Below are 19,582 nucleotides of genomic sequence, written 5' to 3'. Positions count from 1 at the left end.
TCCCGCAGCAGGGGCCCTCGACCGTGACACGGAGTCCCGGCCGGATCCGACGGGTAGGCACGCGGGTGCGCACGGGGACGAACGGGCCCGCAGACCCCCGGGCCGCGCCTCCCGCTTTGCTCCGCCGGGCCAGGGCACCCCGGCTCACTCTCGCCTCCGAGGCACCCGCTCCGAGGCACCCGCTCGCGTGCCGCTGCATCCGGGGGCGGCCCGCGGCCGGAACCCGTTGATGTCGCATTCCCGTCCGGCCGCACGCCGCAGCACCCCGAGGGGAAGGGCCATGGCCGCAGCACCCGGCGTGGGCGTCACGACCGGTCTCCTCGCGAGACGGCTCGGCGTGTCCCCCACGACGCTCCGCTCGTGGGACCGCCGCTACGGCCTGGGTCCCGCCGCCCGGGCGGACGGCCGCCACCGCCGCTGGACCCCCGACGACGTCGCCATGATGCAGGAGATGTGCCGGCTCACCGCGTCGGGCGTGCCGCCCGCGGAGGCGGCGCGCGCGGCGCGGGAGTTCGCCGAGGCCCGCACGGCCGGGGACGCAGGGCCGGCGGTACCGGAGGTGCCGGCCGGGACGGCGGGACCGGTGGACGGGACGGCACGAGCCGCGACCGGCACGAGCGGGACGGTGGCCGTCGCGGCCGCGACGGTGGCGGGAGCGGAAGGAACACCGCCGGGAGGCGGGAGAACGCCGGCTGGAGCAGAAGGGACGTCGGCGGGAGCCGAGGGAGTGGCCGCCCGGGACGCGGCGCCTTCGGACCCGCCCCGAGCGGGCCGGCCCGCCGGTGCGGTCCCGGCGGACGGCACCGGCCGGCCGGGGGGCGGGACGCCGCCGGGCGACGTACGCCAGGAGTGCCGCGGGCTGGCCCGTGCGGCGGTACGGCTGGACGGGGCGGCGGTGCAGGAGCAGGTGATGGCGGCGGTCCGCGCGTACGGGCTGGTGGCGGCCTGGGAGGAGGTGCTCGCTCCGGCGCTGCGGGCGGTGGGCCGCAAGTGGCAGTCCTCCGACGACCGTTATGTCGAGGTGGAGCACCTGCTGTCCTGGCACGTCTCGGCCACCCTGCGACAGGTGTACGTCCGCTCGGCCCTGGAGGGGCATCCCGCTGACGCCGGTCCGGTGGTGCTCGCGGGCCTGCCGGGCGAGTACCACACGCTGCCGATCGAGGCGCTGTGCGCCGCGCTGGCGGAGCGGGGGGTGCCCGTGCTGATGCTGGGCGGCGCCGTGCCCGCCGAGGCACTGGTCGCCACGGTGGAACGGGTCGGGCCCGCCGCGGTGGCCCTGTGGTCGCAGTCGCGCTCCACGGCGAGCCTGGCCCTGGCGTCTCATGTCGCCGCCATCCGGTGGGGTGTCCGGGGCGCCCGCCGGCAGAGCCGCGTCCTGCTGCTCGGCCCCGGCTGGGACCGGGGGGTGCGGGCCGCCGGGCTCGGGCACCCCCGCGACCTGCGCGAGGCGCTGACGGCGCTGTGCGCCGACGGCTCCGCTCCGGCCGGACCGCGCCTCGGCTGAGCCCGGCCGACGGCCCGTCAGGGGCGTGGGCCGCGCGGTCCGTCGCCGTCTTCCCTCGGAATTGTCCGAGATCCGTAACGGAGGGATCCCGCCTCCCCCTTTCACCGTCCTCACGTGTGCACGGGATGGACCACGGCAGCACGGAACGGGGCGGACATGGCGGGGCGGGGCAGGCGAGGGTGGCACGGGCGGGTGTTCGCGGCGGCGCTCGGGGTGACGGCGGCGGCGGCCGCCACCTCGCTGTGGACGGCACAGGCCGATCCCGCGGCGGGACAGCGGCAGCCGGCGGTCTCCGCCCCCGCGGCGGGCGCGCACGGCGTCCCCGGTGCGGCGGCCCGCACGGTGTCGGTGGACATCGCGCACGCCTCGGACCGCGGGTCCCGGGGGGTCAACATCACCATCGACGACGGGCCCGACCCGGTCTGGACGCCGCGGGTGCTGGACGTGCTGCGGGAGCAGGGCGTGAAGGCGACGTTCTGCATGGTCGGCACGCAGGCGCGGGCCTACCCGAACCTGGTGCGGGCGGTCGTGGCGGCCGGCCACCGGCTGTGCGACCACACGGTGTCCCACGACACCGGTATGGACAGGAAGTCCGATGCCTACCAGCGACAGGAGATCGTGGACGCCGAGGGCATGATCACGAAGGCGTCCGGGGGCGTGCGGCCGATGTACTACCGTGCGCCGGGCGGGGCGTTCACGCCGTACAGCCGCTCCCTCGCCGCGTCCCACGGGATGCGGCCACTGGGCTGGAACGTCGACTCCAAGGACTTCGAGCGCCCCGGCACCGCGGCCATCGTCGCGACCGTGCGGCGCGAGGTGTCCAACGGGCCGACGCTGCTCTTCCACGACGCGGGCGGGGACCGCTCCCAGACCGTGGCCGCGCTGCGTGAGGTCCTGCCGTGGCTGCGGCAGCAGGGCTTCTCCTTCGGCTTCCCCGTGCGCTGACCGCGCCCCGCCGCACCGCCGGCCCCCCTCGTCCGCGAGGGGGGCCGTCCGCGTTCCGTCGCCGGCCCGCGGGCGGCTCGGCGCGTTGCCCCGGCCCCGGTGCCGAACCCCGTGTACGCGCGCCCCTGTTCCGTCCACCACAGCATCAACTATAGTTTCAGGCATGTGGGAGGGGGCCGAGCAAGTGGTGGACGTGACGGACGGCAATTCCGGGCCGGGCGCGGCGAAGGATGCGCTCGTGCCGGTCCCGGGACCGGGCGCCTCGTTCGCCGAACGCCTCGAGTTCCTCTTCGACCGCGTCCGCCCGGCGGGGGCCAAGGAGTTCAGCAACCAGCACGTGGCCCGCACCATCTCCGCCTACGGCGACGAGAGCGTCACCGGGGCGTGGATCGGCAAGCTGCGCCGGGGCGAGGGCAAGCCCACGATCACCCTGGTGCCACTGCTCGCCCGCTTCTTCGGCGTGGAGGCCGCCTACTTCGTGGAGGACGAGGTCACGCAGAAGGTGGCCACCCAGTTCGAACTCCTGCGCAAGATCCGGGAGAACGGCATCGAGCAGATCTTCCTGCGTTCCATGGGCGTCTCCGCGGCGGGCCAGCGCAAGGTGCTGGCCGCCCTCGACGCGGTGCGCCAGGAGGAAGGACTGCCCCCCGACCCGGAGGAGGAACTGCCGTGAGAGGCCTGCGGAACGCCGTGCGGCGAGCGGGCCGGTCCGGCCGCCGCGACCGTGCGGCGGACGAGGTCGAGCGCCGCAGCCGGGAGTTCCTCGACTCCCTCGACCTGCCCGCGGTCGGCAGCGTCCTGGAGCTGGTGCCGTTCATGGAGGAGCGGCGGCAGCGGGCGATCCAGCTCGTGCCCTTCGAGCCGGACCCGTGCGACCCGGACTCCCTGGACGCCTCCGCCCCGTGCGGGCTGTGGCTGGCCACGGGAAGCACCGACTACGTCTTCTACGACGCCGGGGTGAGCCGCTCGCACGCGGAGATCATCGTGGGGCACGAGTTCGCCCACATGCTCCGTCAGCACAGCGGGAACGCCGCGAAGTCGTCGTTCGGCGACCTCGGCGGCCTGATCACCGACATCGACCCCGGCACCGTCCAGCTCATCCTCGGCCGGACCCGCTACCACGACCCGGAGGAGTTCGAGGCCGAGATGCTCGGCTCGCTCCTTCAGGAACGCGTGCACGCCGCGCGCCCCGTCCACCCGGCCGACACCGACCCCATAGCCCGCACGCTGCTGCGCCGACCCCCCACAAAGGCACCGTGAAAGACATACTCCACCCCCTCTGCCTCGCCATCGCGGGGACCGGGTTCGTCTTCCTGCTGCGCGACCTGACCCGGAGCCGGCGCGACCCCGCACTCGTCGCCCTGGCCTTCACCTTCGGCTTCTCCGCGATCAGCTACGCGGTGTCCCTGACGTGGGTGTGGGTGCGCATCGACGGGGTCTTCGGCGTCACGAACATCTCCGTGCCGCTCGCCCAGAGCTGCGTCATCCTGGTGCTGGCGCTCCAGGCGAGCGTGCTGGCGCACTGGTCGAAGCCCGCCGGACGGGCCCGCCGCCGCAGCAGCGTGCTGCTGGCGACGGCGGCCGCCGTCATCGCCGCCATGTCCGTGCTCTTCGTGCTGCTCACCCCGGCGACGACCCGGCCGGTCGACTTCTCGCTGTACTACGCGCACGACCCGTACTTCCAGGCCTACGTGCTGCTGTACTTCGGCACCTACAGCGCGGCCGAGATCTACCTCGCCCGGGCCTGCTGGCGGTACGCCCGCACGGCGAGCACGCCCTCGATCGCCTGGGGCCTGCGGCTGATCACCGTGGGCGCCGCCGTCACGCTCGTCTACAGCGGGGTCCGCATCGGCGCCGTGGTGGGAGCCGAGGCCGGCTTCAGCGTCGACGGCCTGAACAACCTCGCCTGGGCCTGCGGCGACATCGGCGCCACCCTCACCCAGATCGGCTACTTCCTGCCCGTCCTCACCCGCCGGACGCGCAGCGCCGGGGCCTGGGCGACGGCCCATCTCCAGTACCGGCGGCTGCGCCCGCTGTGGGCCGCCCTCGACCGGGCCGACCCCGGGATCACCCTGCGCCGCCCGCCGCGGCAGCGCGAGCAGATCCTGCGCGGCCGCAGCGCCCACTTCCCGCTGCTGCGCCGCCGGGTGGAGATCCGCCAGGGGCAGAAGCTGCTGCGCCGCTATCTGGCACCGGACGCACGGGCGCAGGCCGAGGGCCGCCGCCGGGCCGAGGGCCTGACCGGCGCCGACCTCGCGGCCGCCGTCACCGCCGACCAGATCCGCGACGCCCTGGTGCGGCACCGCGCCGACGCCCCCGCCGACACCCCGGCCGAGTACGCGGACGCGGGTCTGCCGCTCGACGGCACCGACGACGAGGTGCGTCACCTCCAGCGGGTCGCCGGGTACTTCGCGCCGCCCGCACCCGGCGGGCCGCAGCCGGCCGGCGCCCCCTCGGGAGCCCGGCCGTGATCCCTCGCCGCGCGCTCCTCGCGTCGTGCACCGCCGTCGCCGCGGCGACGACGGCCGGACCCGCGGCCGCCCGCACCCGCCCCCGTCCCCCCACGCAGAAACCCGCGCACATGCCCCTTCACCTGGCCCCTGCCCGTGACCAGCTCGCCGCCCTCCGCAGCGGCCGGATCGGCAGCCGTGAGCTGCTGGAGCAGTACCTCCGGCACATCGCGCGCACCAACCCCGGCCTCAACGCGGTCGTCACCCTGGACGCCAGGGGCGCCCGCGCCGCCGCCGACCGCGCGGACCGGCACCTGGCCCGCACCGGCCGGACGCTCGGGCCGCTGCACGGACTGCCCATGACGGTCAAGGACGCGCTGGAGACGAAGGGCCTGCGGACCACGTGCGGTTCGCCCGACCTCGCCGACCACGTCCCGGACACCGACGCCGACGTGGTGGCGCTGCTGCGTGCGGCCGGGGCCGTGCTGATCGGCAAGACGAACGTGCCGGTCCTGTGCCAGGACATCCAGACCGGCAACCCGGTCTTCGGCAGGACCCTCAACCCGTACGCCGGGGATCGCACCGCCGGCGGTTCGTCGGGCGGCCCGGCCGCCGCCGTCGCGGCCGGCCTGACCGCGCTGGAGGTCGGCTCCGACCTCGGGGGCTCTCTGCGGCTGCCCGCCGCCTACTGCGGTGTCTGGGCCCTGCGGACCTCGCGCGGCGCCTCGCCGGTCGTGCCGACCCGCGGGCACATCCCGCGTCCGCCCGGCTGGCTCACCAGCTCCGACATGCTCGCGCTCGGTCCGATCGCGCGCTCGGCCGGCGATCTCGGCCTGCTGCTCGACGTGATCGCCGCCCCGGCCCCCGCCGACGGCGCCGCCTGGACGGTGTCGCTGCCCGCCCCGGACCGCACGGAGCTCGGCGCCTACCGCATCGGCGTCTGGGCCGACGACCCCCGGTGCCGGGTGGACGCGGCGACGCGCGACCTGCTCGGCCAGGTGGTGGCGGTCGCGACGAAGGCCGGTGCCACCGTCGACGGCACCACCCGGCCGGTCGACTTCGCGGCCAGTGACACCCTGTTCCAGCGGCTGATGTACGCGACCAGCGCCGCGTCCGCGACCGACGAGGCGTTCGCCGCCGAGGTGAAGGCCGCCGACGGCGTGTCCGCAGACGACCCGGGCGCCCTGTACCTGCGCTCGCGCACCATGCGGCACCGCGACTGGGCCCGGGCCGACGAGGAGCGGCAGCGTCTGCGGGCCGCGTGGGCCGCCTACTTCGAGGACCACGACGTGCTGGTCACCCCGGCCGCGCCGACCGCGGCCGTGCCGGACCAGACGTCCGTGCCGGTCCCCCAGCGGTACATCACCGTGGACGGCGAGAGGCGGCCCTACTTCGACCAGACGGCCTGGGTGAACCTCGCCGGTCCGGTCGGGCTGCCCGCCCTGGTGCTGCCCGCCGGGCGGACCGACGAGGGCCTGCCGTTGTCGGTGCAGGTCATCGGCCCGTACCTCGCGGAGCGGACGGTCCTCGCGGTCGGGGAGATGCTCGCCCGGCTGCTGCCCGCCGCTCCCCTGCCTCCGGTGCCGGCCGGCTGACCGCCGGCACCGGACCCGGGCGTGGCCAGCCCCCACGGGGGTGGGGCAGGACACGCCCGCACCACGGAGGGGCCCCAGCTTGCACCTGGGGCCCCTCCGCGCTCCGTCACGGGCGCCGGTGCGCGTGGGAAGCCGTGCCCGGGAATCCCGTGGGAGACGGCGGGGACGGCCCACGCCCGGCGGCGCGGAGAAACGCCAACGGCCCGGATGCCGACGGGGGATGCGGCATCCGGGCCTGCACACAGCCTAACCGCACCCGCCGGCCGGGCGTGTCACCGCCCCCGGGAACCGGATGTCCGCGCGCACGGGGCGCCGGCGTCCCGGAAGGGTCCCCGCGGGCCGAAGGCGAGGCGGGCGAAGCGCTCGCCGATGCGTTCGTGGGCGGCGGCGTCCGGGTGCAACCCGTCCGGCAGCGGCAGCTCGGCGTGGTCGGCCGGGCCGTACAGCGCGCGCCCGTCGAGGTGGTGCAGGTACGGGTCCTGCGGCGCCCGCTGCTCCACGATCCGGGCCAGCTCGTCGCGTATGACGTTCAACGTCAGCTTCCCGGCGGCCCGTTCGGCCGGATCGCCCAGGGCGCGGAACCTCAGCCGCCCGGTGCCCAGACTCTCCGGGTCGGGGACGCTCGGGCCGGGGGTGTCCTCGTGGAGGGGGCACAGCAGCGGCGAGACGACGAGCAGCGGAGTGTCGGGGTGGCCGTCGCGGACGGTGTCGAGGAATCCGTGCACCGCCGGGGTGAAGGCCCGCAGCCGCATCAGGTCGGTGTTGACCAGGTTGATGCCGATCTTGACGCTGATCAGCTCGGCCGGGGTGTCGCGCAGGGTGCGTGCCACGAAGGGGTCGAGCAGTGCGCTGCCGGCCAGGCCCAGGTTGATCAGCTCGACACCGGCGAGCGCGGCCGCGCGGGCGGGCCAGGTGGCGGTCGGGCTCCCCGCGTCGGAGCCGTGGCTGATCGAACTGCCGTGGTGCAGCCAGACCTTGCGGCCCCGGTCCGGCAGGGGTGCGACGGGGGCGTCGGCGCGCAGCGCGAGGAGCTCGGTGGTCTCGTCGTGCGGCAGCCAGATCTCGACGTCCTTGGGGGTGTCGGGCAGGCCGTCGAAGCGGACGGTGGCGGCGGGCCCGGCCTCCCGCCGCATGGCGCCGGTCGCCAGGTCGATCGTCAGAGTGGTGCCGGTGCGCACCCCGGCCCGCCCGGCGAGGTGTCCGTCGACGAGGAGGTCGTAGACGCCGTCCGGGCGCGGCGGGGCGCCGGCGTAGACCCGCTTGGTGGCCAGCACGTCCAGTTCGAGGGCGGTGGCCCGGGTGCGCAGGGCGAGGCGCACGCCGGAGGGCTGGGACTCCGCGAGCGCCAGCTGCCCGTCGGCGCACTGGGCGCGGGCCCGGGCGGGCAGGCGGTGCGGCAGGAGTCCCCGCTCGGTGCGCTCCAGGTCGAGGGCACCGCGCAGGAGGTCGCCGGTGAGGGGGACGGTGATCCAGTCGGTCCGGTCGCTCTGCATGCTCTCCACCAGTCGGTACGGGTACGGGGGCGGCCGGGTGTCCGCGTGCCGCCGTGTCCGTGCGCCGGGGCGGCCGGGTGCCCGGGCACGCCGGTCAGGGTGCGGGTGCGGGCCAGTTGCGCAGGAGGGCGTCGAGGGCGTCGAGGATGCGCGTCCAGGTCTCCTGGGTGTCGGGTGCGCTGTGGCTGAAGCCGCCGCCCATCTCCAGGCTGACGTAGCCGTGGAAGACGCTGCCGAGCAGCCGCACGGCATGGGTCTGGTCCGGTTCGGTCAGGTCGTAGCCGCGGAGTATGGCCCGGGTCATCTGCGCGTGGCGGACGCCGGCGCTCGCGGCCGCGGTCTCCGGGTCGAGGCGGAGCTGGGCGGCCTCGTAGCGTCCGGGGTGCTCGCGGGCGTAGTCGCGGTAGACGCCGCCGAGCGCGGCGAGGGCGTCCTTGCCCGCCCGGCCGGCCAGGGCGTCCGCGGCCCGGTCGGCCAGTTCCCGCAGGGCGAGCAGGGCGATCCGGGTCCGGAGGTCCTGGGAGTTCTTCACGTGCGAGTACAGGCTCGCGACCTTGACGTCGAAGCGTCTGGCCAGGGCGGTGACGGTCACCTGGTCGAAACCGACCTCGTCGGCCAGCTCCGCGCCCGCCCGGGCCAGGCGTTCCACGGTCAGTCCTGCGCGCGCCATGGCCTTCCCTTCCCTCAAACTACTGGAATTATGCATTCACCTAATAGGTTTAGGCAAACGCCCGAGCCGGAACTCCGGAAGAGGACACCCCGACGCACCCGGATCCCGGAGTGGCGCTGGTCACAAAGGCGGCCCGGAAGGGGGCGCCGTGACGGTGGTCACCGCGAGGGGTGGGCTTTTTGTCTATGTTCGCTGCCCTGCACCCCGTTTCCGTCCCCGCCGAGGTCCGCCCGACGATGCCGTTCCGCAGCGACACAGCGCCCACCCCGCAGACCGCCCGGACCGCCCCGCGCCTGGGCGGCGGCCGCGCCTCCGCCCTGACCGGTGCCCTGCTCGCCGCGGTGACGGCGCTCTTCTCGGCCGGCACGCTCCAGGCGGCGCCCGCGACCGCGGCGGAGCAGCCCCCGGCACGGTCCGACGCCCCGCCCGCCGCCGCCCCGTCCGCGCCCCCGCAGGGGCGGCCGCGGGTGACGACGGCGGTGCTGGACCTCGACGGCACCGACCGCGAGCCCACGGTGTCCGGGGACGAGAGCCCCTACGACACCGCGAGCATCATCAAGGTCGACATCCTCGCGGCGACACTGCTGAAGGCGCAGGACGCGGGGCGGCCGCTCACCCCGCAGGAGCGGCAGTGGGCCGAGCCCATGATCCGGCGGAGCGACAACGACTCGGCGAACGCCCTGTGGAAGCGGATCGGGCGGGCCGAGGGCCTGGCGGCGGCCAACCGGCGCCTGGGGCTCACCTCCACGACGGGCGGCCCGGGACCCAAGTGGGGGCTGACCCGCACCACCGCCCGGGACCAGATCCGGCTGCTGCACGCCGTGTTCGACACCGGACCGGCGGCGGGACCGGCCTCGCCGTCGCTGACGGAGGAGTCCCGCGCGTACGTGCGCGATCTGATGACCCGTATCGCGGACGATCAGGCCTGGGGGGTCTCGGCGGCCGCCGACGCCTCCTGGGCGCTGAAGAACGGCTGGCTGCAGCGGACCGCCTCGGGACTGTGGGACGTCAACAGCGTCGGCCGGATCACCGCCGGCGGGCACCACTACCTCGTGGCCGCGCTGTCCGACGGCAGTACGTCGATGTCCGAGGGCGTCGCGCTGGTGGAGGGCGCGGTCCGGGCCGCGGTCGCCTCGGCGTCCGCGCGCTGACGACCCGCCCCGGGGGCGACCGGGGCCCGGTCGCCCCCACGTGGTGCGCACCCCGATCCCCGACTGATACCGTCTACCCAGCTGTAGACGTTCATGGTGTGGACGTCCCGGCTTCACCACGGCTTCCTCCCCATGGTGCCGTGCGTTCACCTCGAACGCCCTCGCACCTGAACACGGCCCGGAGATCACCCTGATGACGACCTACTCCGCCGACGGCACCCCTCTCGACGGTGCGTCGATAGACGGCGGCCTCTACACCGACGTCACCGACTTCGCCCGGCACACGCACTGGCTGAACGGTCCGGCCGCGGCCTACTCCGCCTACGGGACGGGACTGTTCGCGGTGCTGCTGCTGGCCGCCTGGTGGCGTGCCCGGCACCAGGACGACGCGGTGATGGCGAAGGTGCTGCTGGCGCCGTTCGCGGTGGTCCTCGCCTACGCCGTCAACAGCGGGATCAAGATGTTCTTCGACGAGCCGCGGCCGTGCCGGGCCCTCCCCCACGACTTCCTCATCGAGGCGTGCCCGCCGATGGACGACTACGCCTTCCCGAGCAACCACACCACCGTCGCCCTCGCGTTCGCCGTGGCGCTCCTGCTGGTCAGCCGGTGGCTCGGATCCGTCGCCCTGCTCGCGGCCGTCGCGATGGGCGCCTCCCGCGTGTACGTGGGCGCGCACTACCCCCACGACGTCGCGGCCGGCGCCCTGGTGGGCACGGTGGTGTGCCTGGTCACCGTCCTGGCGCTGCGGCGACCCGCCACGTCGGTGGTCCAGCGGCTGCGGGGCGGGGCGCTGCGCCCGCTGCTCACCGCGCCGGCGATGTGACGACCGCCCGGTCCCGGCACCGAGGCACACGTATGCGGAGGGGCTCCGCCCGTTGACGGGCGGAGCCCCTCCGCATACGTCGTGCCGCGGGAGCGCGGCTCAGGAGACGCGGGCGACCGCGACGTAGATGCCGCTGACCTCGGGCGACGGGTCCGAGGGCGCCGCGTGCCACTCGGTGGCGGTCACCAGGCCGGGCTCGACCAGCTCCAGGCCCTCGAAGAGGGCGGCGACGCCGGAGCGGGTGCGGAAGCCGAGGCGGATGCCGCCCTTCGCGTACTCGGAGACGGCCTGCGCCGCCAGCTCCGGGTGCAGGTCGGAGGAGGCGTGCGACAGCACGAGGTAGCTCCCCGAGGGCAGCGCGGCGACCAGCCGGCGCACGATGCCCTGGGCCTCGTCGTCGTCGGGGATGAAGTGCATGAGCGCGATCAGGGACAGCGCGACGGGCCGGTCGAAGTCGAGGACCTTGCGGGCGTGATCGACGATGTCGGCCGGGCGGCGCACGTCGGCCTCGATGTAGTCGGTCGTCCCCTCGGGCCGGCTGACGAGCAGCGCCTCGGCGTGCCGCAGCACGATGGGGTCGTTGTCCGTGTAGACGACCCGGGCCGTCGGGACCACGCGCTGGACGATCTGGTGCAGGTTGGGCTCGGTCGGGATGCCGGTGCCGATGTCGAGGAACTGGTCGACGCCCTGCGCGGCGAGCCAGGCCGCAGCCCGCTGCATGAACGCGCGGTTCTGGCGGGCCCCGTCCCTCGCCTCGGGCGGCAGCCGCTCCCCCACGGCCTCGTCCACGGGGTAGTTGTCCTTGCCGCCGAGCAGCCAGTCGTACACCCGCGCCGGGTGCGCCCTGCTGGTGTCGATCTGCGGGAGGTCGGGGGTTCCGGTGGTCATGGCGGACTCCGTCGCGCGAAAGGATCGGGCAGAGACGTCGATCACCGCAGTCTCGCACATCAAGTGGCCTGCGACCACGCGGCGTTGGGGAGCGGCGGGCCGTCGGCTACGGCCGCCCGCCGCGCCGGGGCAGGCGGACGACCTGGACGAAGAAGTCGTCGATCTGCCGGACGGCGGCGATGAACTGGTCGAGGTCCACGGGCTTGGTGACGTAGGCGTTGGCGTGCAGCCTGTAGCTGCGCAGGATGTCCTCCTCGGCCGCGGAGGTGGTGAGCACGACCACCGGGATGTCGGACAGGTCCGCGTCGGACTTGATCCTCTCCAGGACCTGGCGGCCGTCGTACTTGGGCAGGTTGAGGTCGAGCAGGATGAGATCCGGGCGCGGCGCACCGGTGTGGTCGCCTCGCCGGTAGAGGAAGTCCAGCGCCTCCTCGCCGTCCCGGACGACATGGAGGGTGTTGCCGATCTTGTTGTCCTCGAAGGCCTCACGGGTCATCAGCTCGTCGCCGGGGTCGTCCTCCACGAGGAGGACGTCGATGGGGGTGGCGGAGGGGGTGGTCATGTCAGGGCCTTCTCTTCGGTGCGGGGGGCGGAGTCGGCCGGGGCGTCCGCGGCGGCCGGGAGGGTGAAGCAGAAGCGGGTGCCGCCGGTGTGGGCGGTGTCGATCCAGATCCGGCCGCCGTGGTACTCGACGATCTTCTTGCACAGCGCCAGGCCGATGCCGGTGCCGCCGTAGCTGTCCCGGCTGTGCAGCCGCTGGAAGATCACGAAGACCTTCTCGGTGAACTCCTCCGGGATGCCGATGCCGTTGTCCGTGACGCACAGCCGCCACATGCCGTCGTCGTCGGGTTCGTCGCCGCAGGTGATGCGGATGTGCGCCGGCACGTCCGGGCGGCGGAACTTGACGGCGTTGCCGAGGAGGTTCTGCCACAGCATCCCCAGCAGCATCGGGTCGCCGACGGTGCCGGGCATCCGTGCGGGCCGGTCGACACGCGCACCGGCCTCCTCGACCGTGCCGGACAGGTTGGTCAGCGAGCGGCCGAGGACCTCGCCGAGGTCGACGGGCATCCGGTCGTCGTTGACCCGGCCCACCCGGGAGAAGGTCAGGAGGTCGTTGATGAGGACCTGCATCCGCTTGGCGCCGTCGACGGCGAAGTCGATGTACTGGCGCCCGCGGTCGTCCAGGCTGTCGCCGTAGCGCTTCTCCAGCAGCTGGCAGAACGAGGCGACCTTGCGCAGCGGTTCCTGCAGGTCGTGGGAGGCGACGTAGGCGAACTGCTCCAGTTCGGCGTTGGAGCGGCGCAGTTCCACCGCCTGGGCGTCGAGGTCGGCGGCCTGGCGGACCAGGGCCTGCTGGGCGTCTCGGGAGGAGTCCAGCTCGGCCACGATCCGCTGCCGCATCTCCTCGACGTCCCCGGCGACGGAGGTGAGGTCCGCGGGTCCGCCTCCGGTGATGACGCGGGTGAAGGCGCCCCCGGCCACCTGCCGGGTGGCGGAGCGCAGCCGCTCCAGCGGGCGGACCACCAGGACCCGTACCAGCAGGGCGAGGGCCACCCCGGTCAGCAGGAACGCGGCCACCAGGGCGCTGAGGACGACGTCGCGCACGGTGCGCACCTGCGTCAGGTTCGCCTGTCCTTCAGCGGCCGCCCGTGTCAGGTCGGCGTTCTGGGTCGTCCACCGGCTGCGCAGGAGGTCGAAGGCGTTCTTGCCGCGTTCGGCGTTGGTGCGGTCGACCGTCCGGGGGCTGCCCGGGGTGATGCTCGCGGCGAGCGGTTCGGCGTAGGTGTGCCGCCACTGGGCCGCGCCGCGCTCGACCGCCTCCAGGTCCTTCAGGAGATTCGGCTGGCCGCGCAGGAGGCGGCGCAGCCGGTCGGCCGACTCCGTCTCGTCCCGCTTGCCCTGGGCGTAGGGGGTGAGGAACTGCCGGTCGGCGGCGATCGCGTAGCCGCGTATGCCGGTCTCCTGGTTCACCAGGGCGGCCTGGAGGCGGTACGCCTCCGCCTGCGCCGGCTGGGTGCCGCGGAGCAGGCGGTCGGTGACGTCGGCCGTCCGGCCGAGCAGGCCCGCGCCCACCACGGCGCCGATCACCACCAGCAGCGCCGTGAGCGCCAGCACCAGGTGGAACCAGCCCTGCACCGTCAGCCGGCGCGTCCATCGGGACAGGCCCCTGCCCTTGTCCACCGTGTCCTCCGTGTCCGTTCGCGTCATCGTGCGTCCCCGCCCCTTCAGTTCCAGCCCAGATGGAGCACGGCGACGTCGTCGGCAAGGCCGCCCCGCTGCTCGGCCAGGCCCTCGGCCCGCTCGATCAGGCCGTCGACGAACGCCTCCGCGGGCAGGTCCGCGACCTCGCGTGCCAGGTCCAGCAGTCCGGCCTCGCCCAGCCGCTCGGGGCCGGCGCCGACGTGGCCCTCGAACAGCCCGTCGGTGAAGAGCACCAGCGAGGCGCCGGTGGGCACCGTCAGTTCCTCCACGGGCCAGCAGGCCCCGCCGGGCACGACGCCGAGGGCGGGGCCGCCGGGCACCTCCACCCACTCCACGCCGCCCTCGGCACGCAGCAGCAGCCCGGGGTGACCGGCGCGGACCAGGTCGACCCGCCGGGTGCCGGGGGCGACGGTGAGGCTGGTGAGGGTGGCGAAGACGTTGATCCGGACCCGCTCGGCGAGCAGGATCTCCTCCAGGCGCCGCAGCTGGCGGGCGCCGGTGACGCCGCTGAGCACCAGGGTGCGCCAGGCGATCCGCAGGGCCACGCCGAGGGCGGCCTCGTCGGGGCCGTGCCCGGAGACGTCGCCGACGACCGCGTGCACCGCGCCGTCGGCGCTCTGGACGATGTCGTAGAAGTCGCCGCCGAGCAGCGCCTGGGCGCGTCCGGGGCGGTAGCGGGCCACCGCCTGCACCCCGTCGCCGCGCAGCAGCGGGCGGGGCAGCAGGCCGCGTTCCAGACGGGCGTTCTCCTGGGCCTGCATCTGACTGGCCTGGAGGGCGACGGCGGCCTGCTCGGCCTGCTTGCGCTGGATGGCGTACCGCACGGCCCGCCCGAACAGCTCGGGTTCCACCCGGCCCTTGACGAGGTAGTCCTGGGCTCCGGCGGCGACGGCGGCGAGCCCGGTCCGCTCCTCGGCGAGCCCGGTGAGCACCACGACCGCGACCTGGTCGGCCCCGTCCTGGACCTGCGAGACGGCCTCGACCCCCTGTGCATCCGGCAGGTGGAGGTCGAGCAGGACGCAGTCGGGCACCTCGGTGGCGAGCACCTCGCGGGCCTCGGCCATCGAGCGCACCCAGCGCAGGCGCATCTTGAGGGCGCTGTCGTCGACGAGCTCCTCCACCAGCAGGGCGTCGCCCGGATCGTCCTCCACCAGCAGGACGGAGGGCTCCCACCACGCCCATGCCCCCTCGGCCCCGCCCTGCGCCGAGGACAGGTCGGCAGCCCTCGGCTGCGACGCCACCATGACCCGCCCTCCCCGCCCCGCGCTCCGGCTGCCGCTCGACCCTTGCCGGCGGGCAACGGTCGAGAGCATACCCACGCCGTCGCCCGGTCGGCGGCGCGCGTGCCGTCTGCGGGCCCCGGCCGGGACCGGGTGGGGACGCGGGCCGGCTCCGGCCCCGCACCGCGGGGCCGTGCGGCGCCCGTACGGCGGACCGCAGCAACTGTTGTCGTTTGACAACTATAGCCGTGAGGCAACAAAGTAACCGTGTCAGACGTGCACGGAGAGGATGTGGGATGTTCCGGTGGGCGGAGGCTGCTCCGTGCGCCGGCAGGCGGCACAGCGCGCAGACCCCGGCACCGCGAGGGACCGCTCAGGCGGTCCGGCTGCCGGATGCCTGCGACTCGTCGTATATCCGTGTGGCCGCCGCGGCACAGAATGCCTCCAGGCCCTGCACCAGCGCGCTCCGGTCGGCGGCGGACATCTGGTCGAGCACGACGCCCAGCGCCGTCTCCCGGCGCGTCCGCAGGTCGGCGAGGAAGGCGTGGCCGCGGCCGCTCAGGCACAGCCGCACCTCGCGCCGGTCGGAGGGGCTGACGACCCGTTCGACGAAGCCGGCGGCCTGCAGGCGGTCGCACAGGCGGCTGGTCGAGGGCGGGGTGGACGCGAGGGAGTCGGCGAGGGTGCGCAGGTTGATGCCCTCGTGGTGTTCGAGGATCAGCAGCACGCGCAGCTGGGACACGGAGGCGGGCGCGGTCGAGGCCCGCCCCCACAGGACTTCGAGCAACTCCGCGGCCGTGGAGGTCACGCGGGCGACCTCGTCGGGCTCTGGACGGGGGCGGAAGGAAGTCACAGTCACACTCTCGCAGGCACCGGTATGGCCGTCAGCGTACTAGGCGTCGGCGCCGGTGACGCCTGAGCCCGTGGACCCGGTGGGCCGCCAGGACGGCACCGCCGCGCATGTGGGACCGATGAAGGTCCCGCGAAGGATTGGTGTATTTACCATCGTGAACAGATTCGTGACCGCCGAGCGCGCCCTGCGCAAGGCGGCGCCCCACCAACTGCTCGACGCCGTACGCCGCGTGCTCGGCGAGCAGTACGGGGCGGACTCTGTCGAGCTCCTCCTGGCCGACTACGGGCTGACGGTCCTCCAGCCGGTGCCGGCGCCGCCGTGCACCCGCGCGCCCGTGCCGGTGCACGGCAGCCCGGCGGGCCGGGCCTTCGGCGCCCAGGAGCCCGTCGTGGAGACGCTCCCGGGCGGGCGGGCCCGCGTCCATCTGCCCGTCACCGTGCGCGGGGACCGGCTGGGCGTGCTCTCGGTGGCCCTGGCTGACCGGGACCGGCCGCCCGGCTGCCTGGCGGAACTCGCCGACATCGCCGAGGTGCTCGGGCACGAGGTGGTCGTGGCCGAGCGCGACACCGACCTGTATCTCCGGGCCCGGCGCAAGGAGCGGCTGACGCTGGCCGCCGAGATGCAGTGGCAGTTGCTCCCCGGCCGCTCCTGCTCCCGGCCCGAGTTCGACCTGGGGGCCCAGTTGGAGCCCGCCTACACGATCTTCGGCGACAACTTCGACTGGTCCGCGGACGCGGAACGGCTGGTGCTCTACGTCAGCAACGGCATGGGGGAGGGCATAGACGCGTCCCTGCTGACGAACCTGGCGGTCAACGCGCTGCGCAACGCCCGCCGGGCCGGCATCGGCATCGACGACCAGGCCGCCCTCGCGGACCAGGCGGTCTACGCCCACTACCGCGGGCGGAGTTATCTGTCGGTGCTCATGTTCGACTTCGAACTCGCCACCGGCCGCGCCAAGGTCGTGGACGCCGGCTCGCCCCGGCTGCTGCGGCTGCGCCGCGGCTCCGTGCAACGCGTCACGTTCGATGCCCAGTTGCCGCTCGGCATGTTCGAGGAGACCGATTACGAGGTACAGGAGTTCCGGGCCGAGCCGGGCGACCGCCTGGTCTTCGTCAGCGACGGCGTCCACTCCGTCTCCTCTCCCGAGGGCGAGGCGTACGGCGAGGCGGCCCTGTCCCGCGCCATCCTGGCGACACGGCTGCTGCCCGCCGCCGAGGTGCCGCGGGCCATCCTGCGCGAACTCGGCGGGCACCGCGGCAGGCCCGCCGCGGACGACGACGCGCTGGTGGTCTGCCTGGACTGGCACGGGCGCTGACCCGGCCCGGTCCGGTGGCCGGACGGGGGTGGGCGGACCGGGCCGACGGCGGCCCGCGATAGCGTGGAGAGCACGAGGCGAGAGGGTGGACAGCATGAAGGCCTCCGAACCGGACCCCGGTACCGAGAAGCTGCTGCGGACGGCGCCGCCGCACGAGCTGGTCGCCACCGCGCAGCGGCTGGTCGCCGCGCGGTTCGGCGCCGACGAGGTCACCCTCCTCATGGCGGACTACGGCCTGAGCGTGCTGCAGCCGGTGACCCACCTGCCGCACACCGGCCCGCCGGTCCCGGCCCTGGAGGGTCCCGTGGGCCGGGCCTTCACCACCCAGACACCGGTCGTCGAGATCACCGACGACCCCTCGGTCACCCGGGTCCACCTGCCCCTCACGGTCCGCGGGGACCGCCTCGGCGTGCTGTCGGTGCGGATGCCCGCCGGCGGCACCGACCCGGTCACCGTGCTCGGTCTGGCCGACGTGGCCACCGCGCTGGGCCACGAGATCGTCACGGCGGGCCGCGACACCGACCTGTTCCTCCTGGCCCGCCGGACGCGCCGGCTGACCCTCGCCGCGGAGATGCAGTGGCAGCTCCTGCCCGGCCGGGGCTGCGCCCGCCCCGAGTACGCCCTCGGGGCCCACCTGGAGCCCGCCTACGCCATCGGCGGCGACAACTTCGACTGGTCCTCGGACGCGGACCACCTCACGCTCACCATGACCGACGGCATGGGCCAGGGCATCGACGCCTCCCTGCTGACCAGCCTCGCCGTCGGCGCCCTGCGCAACGCCCGCCGCGCCGGCATCTCCCTGGCCGACCAGGCCGCCCTCGCCGACCAGGCCGTCTACGCGCAGTACGGCGGCAAGTCCTACGCCTCGACCCTGCTGCTGCGCTTCGATCTGGACACCGGGGCCGTACAGGCCGTCGACGCGGGCTCCCCTCAGCTGTACCGGCAGCACGGCGCCACGATCGAGCAGGTCGAACTGGAGGCGCAGCTCCCGCTCGGCATGTTCGAGGAGACCCAGTACGTGGAGCAGTCCTTCCGCGTGGAGCCGGGCGACCGGCTGATCGCGGTCAGCACCGGGGTGCACGGCGCCCGCGCCGCGGACGGCGGGCTGTTCGGGGAGCGCGCGCTGCGCCAGACCATCACCGCCGCCACGCCGATGCCGCCGCACGAGGCCGCGCGAGCCGTGGTCGCGGGCCTGGTCGAGCACTTCGGCAGTGCGGAGTTGGGCGCCGACGCCGCCGTGATCTGCCTGGACTGGCGGGGGCGCGACGGGACGTCCTGACCGGCCCCTCCGTCCCGCCCGAGGGCCGCCCCGGCCGTTTCCCGCCGGCCGACCGGCGCCGCGGCCGCCCGCCGGTCAGCGCCGCGGCGGGGCCGCTTCCTGGCCCGCGCGGAACGCCCTCATCCCCTGCTGCAGGGCAGCGCGGTCGGCCGGGTCCATCGTCCGCAGCACGTCGGCCAGGGCGCGCGCCCGGATGCCCGCCACCTCGGCGAGGACACGGCGCCCCTGGGCGGTGAGACCGAGTCGCACCTCGCGCCGGTTGTGGGGGTGCGCCGCACGCTCCAGCAGACCCGCCGCCTCCAGCCGGTCGCACAGCCGGCTCGCCGTCGGCGGGCCCGTGTCCAGCCGGTCGGCCAGCGTGGTGAGGTTCAGCCCGGGATCGGCCGCGAGGGCGCGCAGGGCCCGTAGCTGCTGGAAGGACGGCCGCAGCGACGCCTCCTGCGCCGCCATCGTCCACAGGCCCGCCATGCCGCCCACGGCCTCGGCGATGTCCAACGCGACGGCCTCCGCGCCGTCCTCCGGCCGGAGGGCCGGATCGTCGCCGGAATCGCCTTGGTGGGTCACGAGCTTGTCACTTTCAGTAAACCGCAGGCACGGGGCAGAACGCACCCTTCCTTCTGACGCAGTACCCGAAGGACGGAGGGCCACGCCACGGCCGGTGTGGCGGTTGCGTGCCGTCACCGCACGGCACGGCAGTGCGAGGGGCCGACGGGACCGGGATCCATCGTACGAAGCCGGCCGGGAGGCGCGAGGGGGATGCGGGGGAGGACGTGGGGAGGCGGACCCGGGCGGACCTCCGTGCGTCCGCCCGGCAGCGGTGTCCGGAGCGGAAGGGGAATTCCGGAAAACCCGTAGGACCATTCGCGCCGTCTCGGGGTAGACGGTGGGTGACGGACTACTGCTACAGGAGGCGGCCATGATCGTCCTCGGCATCATTCTGCTCGTCGTCGGCTTCGTCACCGGCATCTCCATCCTGTGGACCATCGGCATCATCCTGGCCGTGGTCGGTGCGGTCCTGTGGATCCTCGGGTCCATGGGCCACGCGGTCGCCGGGCGTCGCCACTACTGGTGACCGAGGCATCCACCCCCTAGAGGAACTGCCCGGACCCGCGCGGGTCCGGGCCCTTCGCGGGCGGTGCCCCGGTGCCGCCCGCACATCCGGCCCTTTCGGGCAGCGTCCCTGCCCGGGGGACT

General features: G+C 74.6%; 19 protein-coding genes. 11 read left to right on the top strand and 8 right to left on the bottom strand.

The window, feature by feature from the left end:
* Window positions 1-280: 280 nt before the first annotated feature.
* From P3H78_RS11360 to P3H78_RS11335, 6 genes are all read left to right on the top strand, one after another.
* Window positions 281-1,504, top strand: a complete 1,224-nt coding sequence (locus tag P3H78_RS11360) for a MerR family transcriptional regulator (protein ID WP_276108756.1) — start codon at window positions 281-283, stop codon at window positions 1,502-1,504.
* Between the two features lie 156 nt (window positions 1,505-1,660).
* Entirely contained in the window at window positions 1,661-2,449 is a 789-nt protein-coding gene (locus P3H78_RS11355; protein ID WP_276108755.1) for a polysaccharide deacetylase family protein, read from the top strand.
* 163 nt (window positions 2,450-2,612) lie between these two features.
* Complete coding sequence (locus P3H78_RS11350) at window positions 2,613-3,122, top strand: hypothetical protein (protein ID WP_276108754.1); 510 nt, start codon at window positions 2,613-2,615, stop codon at window positions 3,120-3,122.
* Window positions 3,119-3,709 carry a hypothetical protein gene (locus P3H78_RS11345; RefSeq protein ID WP_276108753.1) on the top strand — a complete coding sequence of 197 codons (591 nt, stop codon included), beginning with the start codon at window positions 3,119-3,121 and terminating at the stop codon, window positions 3,707-3,709. Before P3H78_RS11350 ends, P3H78_RS11345 begins: the two co-directional genes overlap by 4 nt.
* Window positions 3,706-4,920, top strand: coding sequence for an MAB_1171c family putative transporter (locus tag P3H78_RS11340; protein WP_276108752.1), 1,215 nt, complete (start codon window positions 3,706-3,708; stop codon window positions 4,918-4,920). Before P3H78_RS11345 ends, P3H78_RS11340 begins: the two co-directional genes overlap by 4 nt.
* Window positions 4,917-6,494, top strand: coding sequence for an amidase family protein (locus P3H78_RS11335; RefSeq protein WP_276108751.1), 1,578 nt, complete (start codon window positions 4,917-4,919; stop codon window positions 6,492-6,494). Before P3H78_RS11340 ends, P3H78_RS11335 begins: the two co-directional genes overlap by 4 nt.
* Window positions 6,495-6,766: 272 nt before the next feature.
* Here P3H78_RS11335 and P3H78_RS11330 read toward each other — a convergent pair whose 3' ends face one another.
* The gene (locus P3H78_RS11330) at window positions 6,767-7,987 is read right to left on the bottom strand and encodes an SGNH/GDSL hydrolase family protein (RefSeq protein WP_276108750.1); all 1,221 of its coding nucleotides are present in this window, start codon (window positions 7,985-7,987) and stop codon (window positions 6,767-6,769) included.
* A gap of 94 nt (window positions 7,988-8,081) precedes the next feature.
* Window positions 8,082-8,657 carry a TetR/AcrR family transcriptional regulator gene (locus tag P3H78_RS11325; RefSeq protein WP_276108749.1) on the bottom strand — a complete coding sequence of 192 codons (576 nt, stop codon included), beginning with the start codon at window positions 8,655-8,657 and terminating at the stop codon, window positions 8,082-8,084.
* A 185-nt stretch (window positions 8,658-8,842) separates the two neighbouring features.
* On the opposite strand from P3H78_RS11325, the gene P3H78_RS11320 reads away from it, so the two are divergent.
* A complete protein-coding gene (locus tag P3H78_RS11320) occupies window positions 8,843-9,808 on the top strand; it encodes a serine hydrolase (protein ID WP_438827952.1) in 966 nt (321 codons plus the stop codon).
* 193 nt (window positions 9,809-10,001) lie between these two features.
* Window positions 10,002-10,631 carry a phosphatase PAP2 family protein gene (locus tag P3H78_RS11315; RefSeq protein ID WP_276108747.1) on the top strand — a complete coding sequence of 210 codons (630 nt, stop codon included), beginning with the start codon at window positions 10,002-10,004 and terminating at the stop codon, window positions 10,629-10,631.
* Window positions 10,632-10,730: 99 nt separating this feature from the next.
* Here P3H78_RS11315 and P3H78_RS11310 read toward each other — a convergent pair whose 3' ends face one another.
* The 5 genes from P3H78_RS11310 to P3H78_RS11290 form a co-directional block, all read right to left on the bottom strand.
* Window positions 10,731-11,519, bottom strand: a complete 789-nt coding sequence (locus P3H78_RS11310) for an SAM-dependent methyltransferase (RefSeq protein WP_276108746.1) — start codon at window positions 11,517-11,519, stop codon at window positions 10,731-10,733.
* A 106-nt stretch (window positions 11,520-11,625) separates the two neighbouring features.
* Window positions 11,626-12,081: a response regulator gene (locus P3H78_RS11305; RefSeq protein ID WP_276108745.1), complete on the bottom strand. Its 456-nt coding sequence runs from the start codon at window positions 12,079-12,081 to the stop codon at window positions 11,626-11,628.
* Window positions 12,078-13,727, bottom strand: coding sequence for a sensor histidine kinase (locus tag P3H78_RS11300; RefSeq protein ID WP_276108744.1), 1,650 nt, complete (start codon window positions 13,725-13,727; stop codon window positions 12,078-12,080). The genes P3H78_RS11305 and P3H78_RS11300 overlap by 4 nt, the downstream gene beginning before the upstream one ends.
* 17 nt (window positions 13,728-13,744) lie before the next feature.
* Complete coding sequence (locus P3H78_RS11295) at window positions 13,745-14,965, bottom strand: PP2C family protein-serine/threonine phosphatase (protein ID WP_276108743.1); 1,221 nt, start codon at window positions 14,963-14,965, stop codon at window positions 13,745-13,747.
* A gap of 349 nt (window positions 14,966-15,314) precedes the next feature.
* The gene (locus P3H78_RS11290) at window positions 15,315-15,800 is read right to left on the bottom strand and encodes a MarR family transcriptional regulator (RefSeq protein ID WP_276108742.1); all 486 of its coding nucleotides are present in this window, start codon (window positions 15,798-15,800) and stop codon (window positions 15,315-15,317) included.
* Window positions 15,801-15,948: 148 nt separating this feature from the next.
* Here P3H78_RS11290 and P3H78_RS11285 point away from each other — a divergent pair, with 148 nt between their 5' ends.
* Both P3H78_RS11285 and P3H78_RS11280 read left to right on the top strand, forming a co-directional pair.
* Window positions 15,949-17,109 carry a PP2C family protein-serine/threonine phosphatase gene (locus tag P3H78_RS11285; RefSeq protein WP_276108741.1) on the top strand — a complete coding sequence of 387 codons (1,161 nt, stop codon included), beginning with the start codon at window positions 15,949-15,951 and terminating at the stop codon, window positions 17,107-17,109.
* Window positions 17,110-17,203: 94 nt separating this feature from the next.
* On the top strand, window positions 17,204-18,388 hold the full coding sequence (locus P3H78_RS11280) for a PP2C family protein-serine/threonine phosphatase (RefSeq protein ID WP_276108740.1): 1,185 nt from the start codon (window positions 17,204-17,206) through the stop codon (window positions 18,386-18,388).
* 75 nt (window positions 18,389-18,463) lie between these two features.
* Here the strand turns inward: P3H78_RS11280 and P3H78_RS11275 are convergent, their stop codons facing one another.
* Complete coding sequence (locus P3H78_RS11275; protein WP_276108739.1) at window positions 18,464-18,952, bottom strand: MarR family winged helix-turn-helix transcriptional regulator; 489 nt, start codon at window positions 18,950-18,952, stop codon at window positions 18,464-18,466.
* 352 nt (window positions 18,953-19,304) lie between these two features.
* On the opposite strand from P3H78_RS11275, the gene P3H78_RS11270 reads away from it, so the two are divergent.
* Complete coding sequence (locus P3H78_RS11270; protein ID WP_276108738.1) at window positions 19,305-19,460, top strand: DUF6131 family protein; 156 nt, start codon at window positions 19,305-19,307, stop codon at window positions 19,458-19,460.
* Window positions 19,461-19,582: the final 122 nt, after the last annotated feature.

Source organism: Streptomyces tropicalis, from assembly GCF_029269835.1.
Lineage (GTDB): Bacteria > Actinomycetota > Actinomycetes > Streptomycetales > Streptomycetaceae > Streptomyces > Streptomyces tropicalis.
The sequence above is the reverse complement of the archived record's forward strand: the minus strand, read 5'-3'. Positions and strand labels throughout refer to the sequence as shown.

What these genes read in the sequence shown, in the direction of transcription:
- P3H78_RS11360 (WP_276108756.1), top strand. Translation starts at nt 281, where the DNA reads ATGGCCGCAGCACCCGGCGTGGGCGTCACGACCGGTCTCCTCGCGAGA.
- P3H78_RS11355 (WP_276108755.1), top strand. Translation starts at nt 1,661, where the DNA reads ATGGCGGGGCGGGGCAGGCGAGGGTGGCACGGGCGGGTGTTCGCGGCG.
- P3H78_RS11350 (WP_276108754.1), top strand. Translation starts at nt 2,613, where the DNA reads ATGTGGGAGGGGGCCGAGCAAGTGGTGGACGTGACGGACGGCAATTCC.
- P3H78_RS11330 (WP_276108750.1), bottom strand. Translation starts at nt 7,987, where the DNA reads ATGCAGAGCGACCGGACCGACTGGATCACCGTCCCCCTCACCGGCGAC.
- P3H78_RS11325 (WP_276108749.1), bottom strand. Translation starts at nt 8,657, where the DNA reads ATGGCGCGCGCAGGACTGACCGTGGAACGCCTGGCCCGGGCGGGCGCG.
- P3H78_RS11320 (WP_438827952.1), top strand. Translation starts at nt 8,843, where the DNA reads ATGTTCGCTGCCCTGCACCCCGTTTCCGTCCCCGCCGAGGTCCGCCCG.
- P3H78_RS11315 (WP_276108747.1), top strand. Translation starts at nt 10,002, where the DNA reads ATGACGACCTACTCCGCCGACGGCACCCCTCTCGACGGTGCGTCGATA.
- P3H78_RS11310 (WP_276108746.1), bottom strand. Translation starts at nt 11,519, where the DNA reads ATGACCACCGGAACCCCCGACCTCCCGCAGATCGACACCAGCAGGGCG.
- P3H78_RS11305 (WP_276108745.1), bottom strand. Translation starts at nt 12,081, where the DNA reads ATGACCACCCCCTCCGCCACCCCCATCGACGTCCTCCTCGTGGAGGAC.
- P3H78_RS11300 (WP_276108744.1), bottom strand. Translation starts at nt 13,727, where the DNA reads ATGACGCGAACGGACACGGAGGACACGGTGGACAAGGGCAGGGGCCTG.
- P3H78_RS11295 (WP_276108743.1), bottom strand. Translation starts at nt 14,965, where the DNA reads ATGGTGGCGTCGCAGCCGAGGGCTGCCGACCTGTCCTCGGCGCAGGGC.
- P3H78_RS11280 (WP_276108740.1), top strand. Translation starts at nt 17,204, where the DNA reads ATGAAGGCCTCCGAACCGGACCCCGGTACCGAGAAGCTGCTGCGGACG.
- P3H78_RS11270 (WP_276108738.1), top strand. Translation starts at nt 19,305, where the DNA reads ATGATCGTCCTCGGCATCATTCTGCTCGTCGTCGGCTTCGTCACCGGC.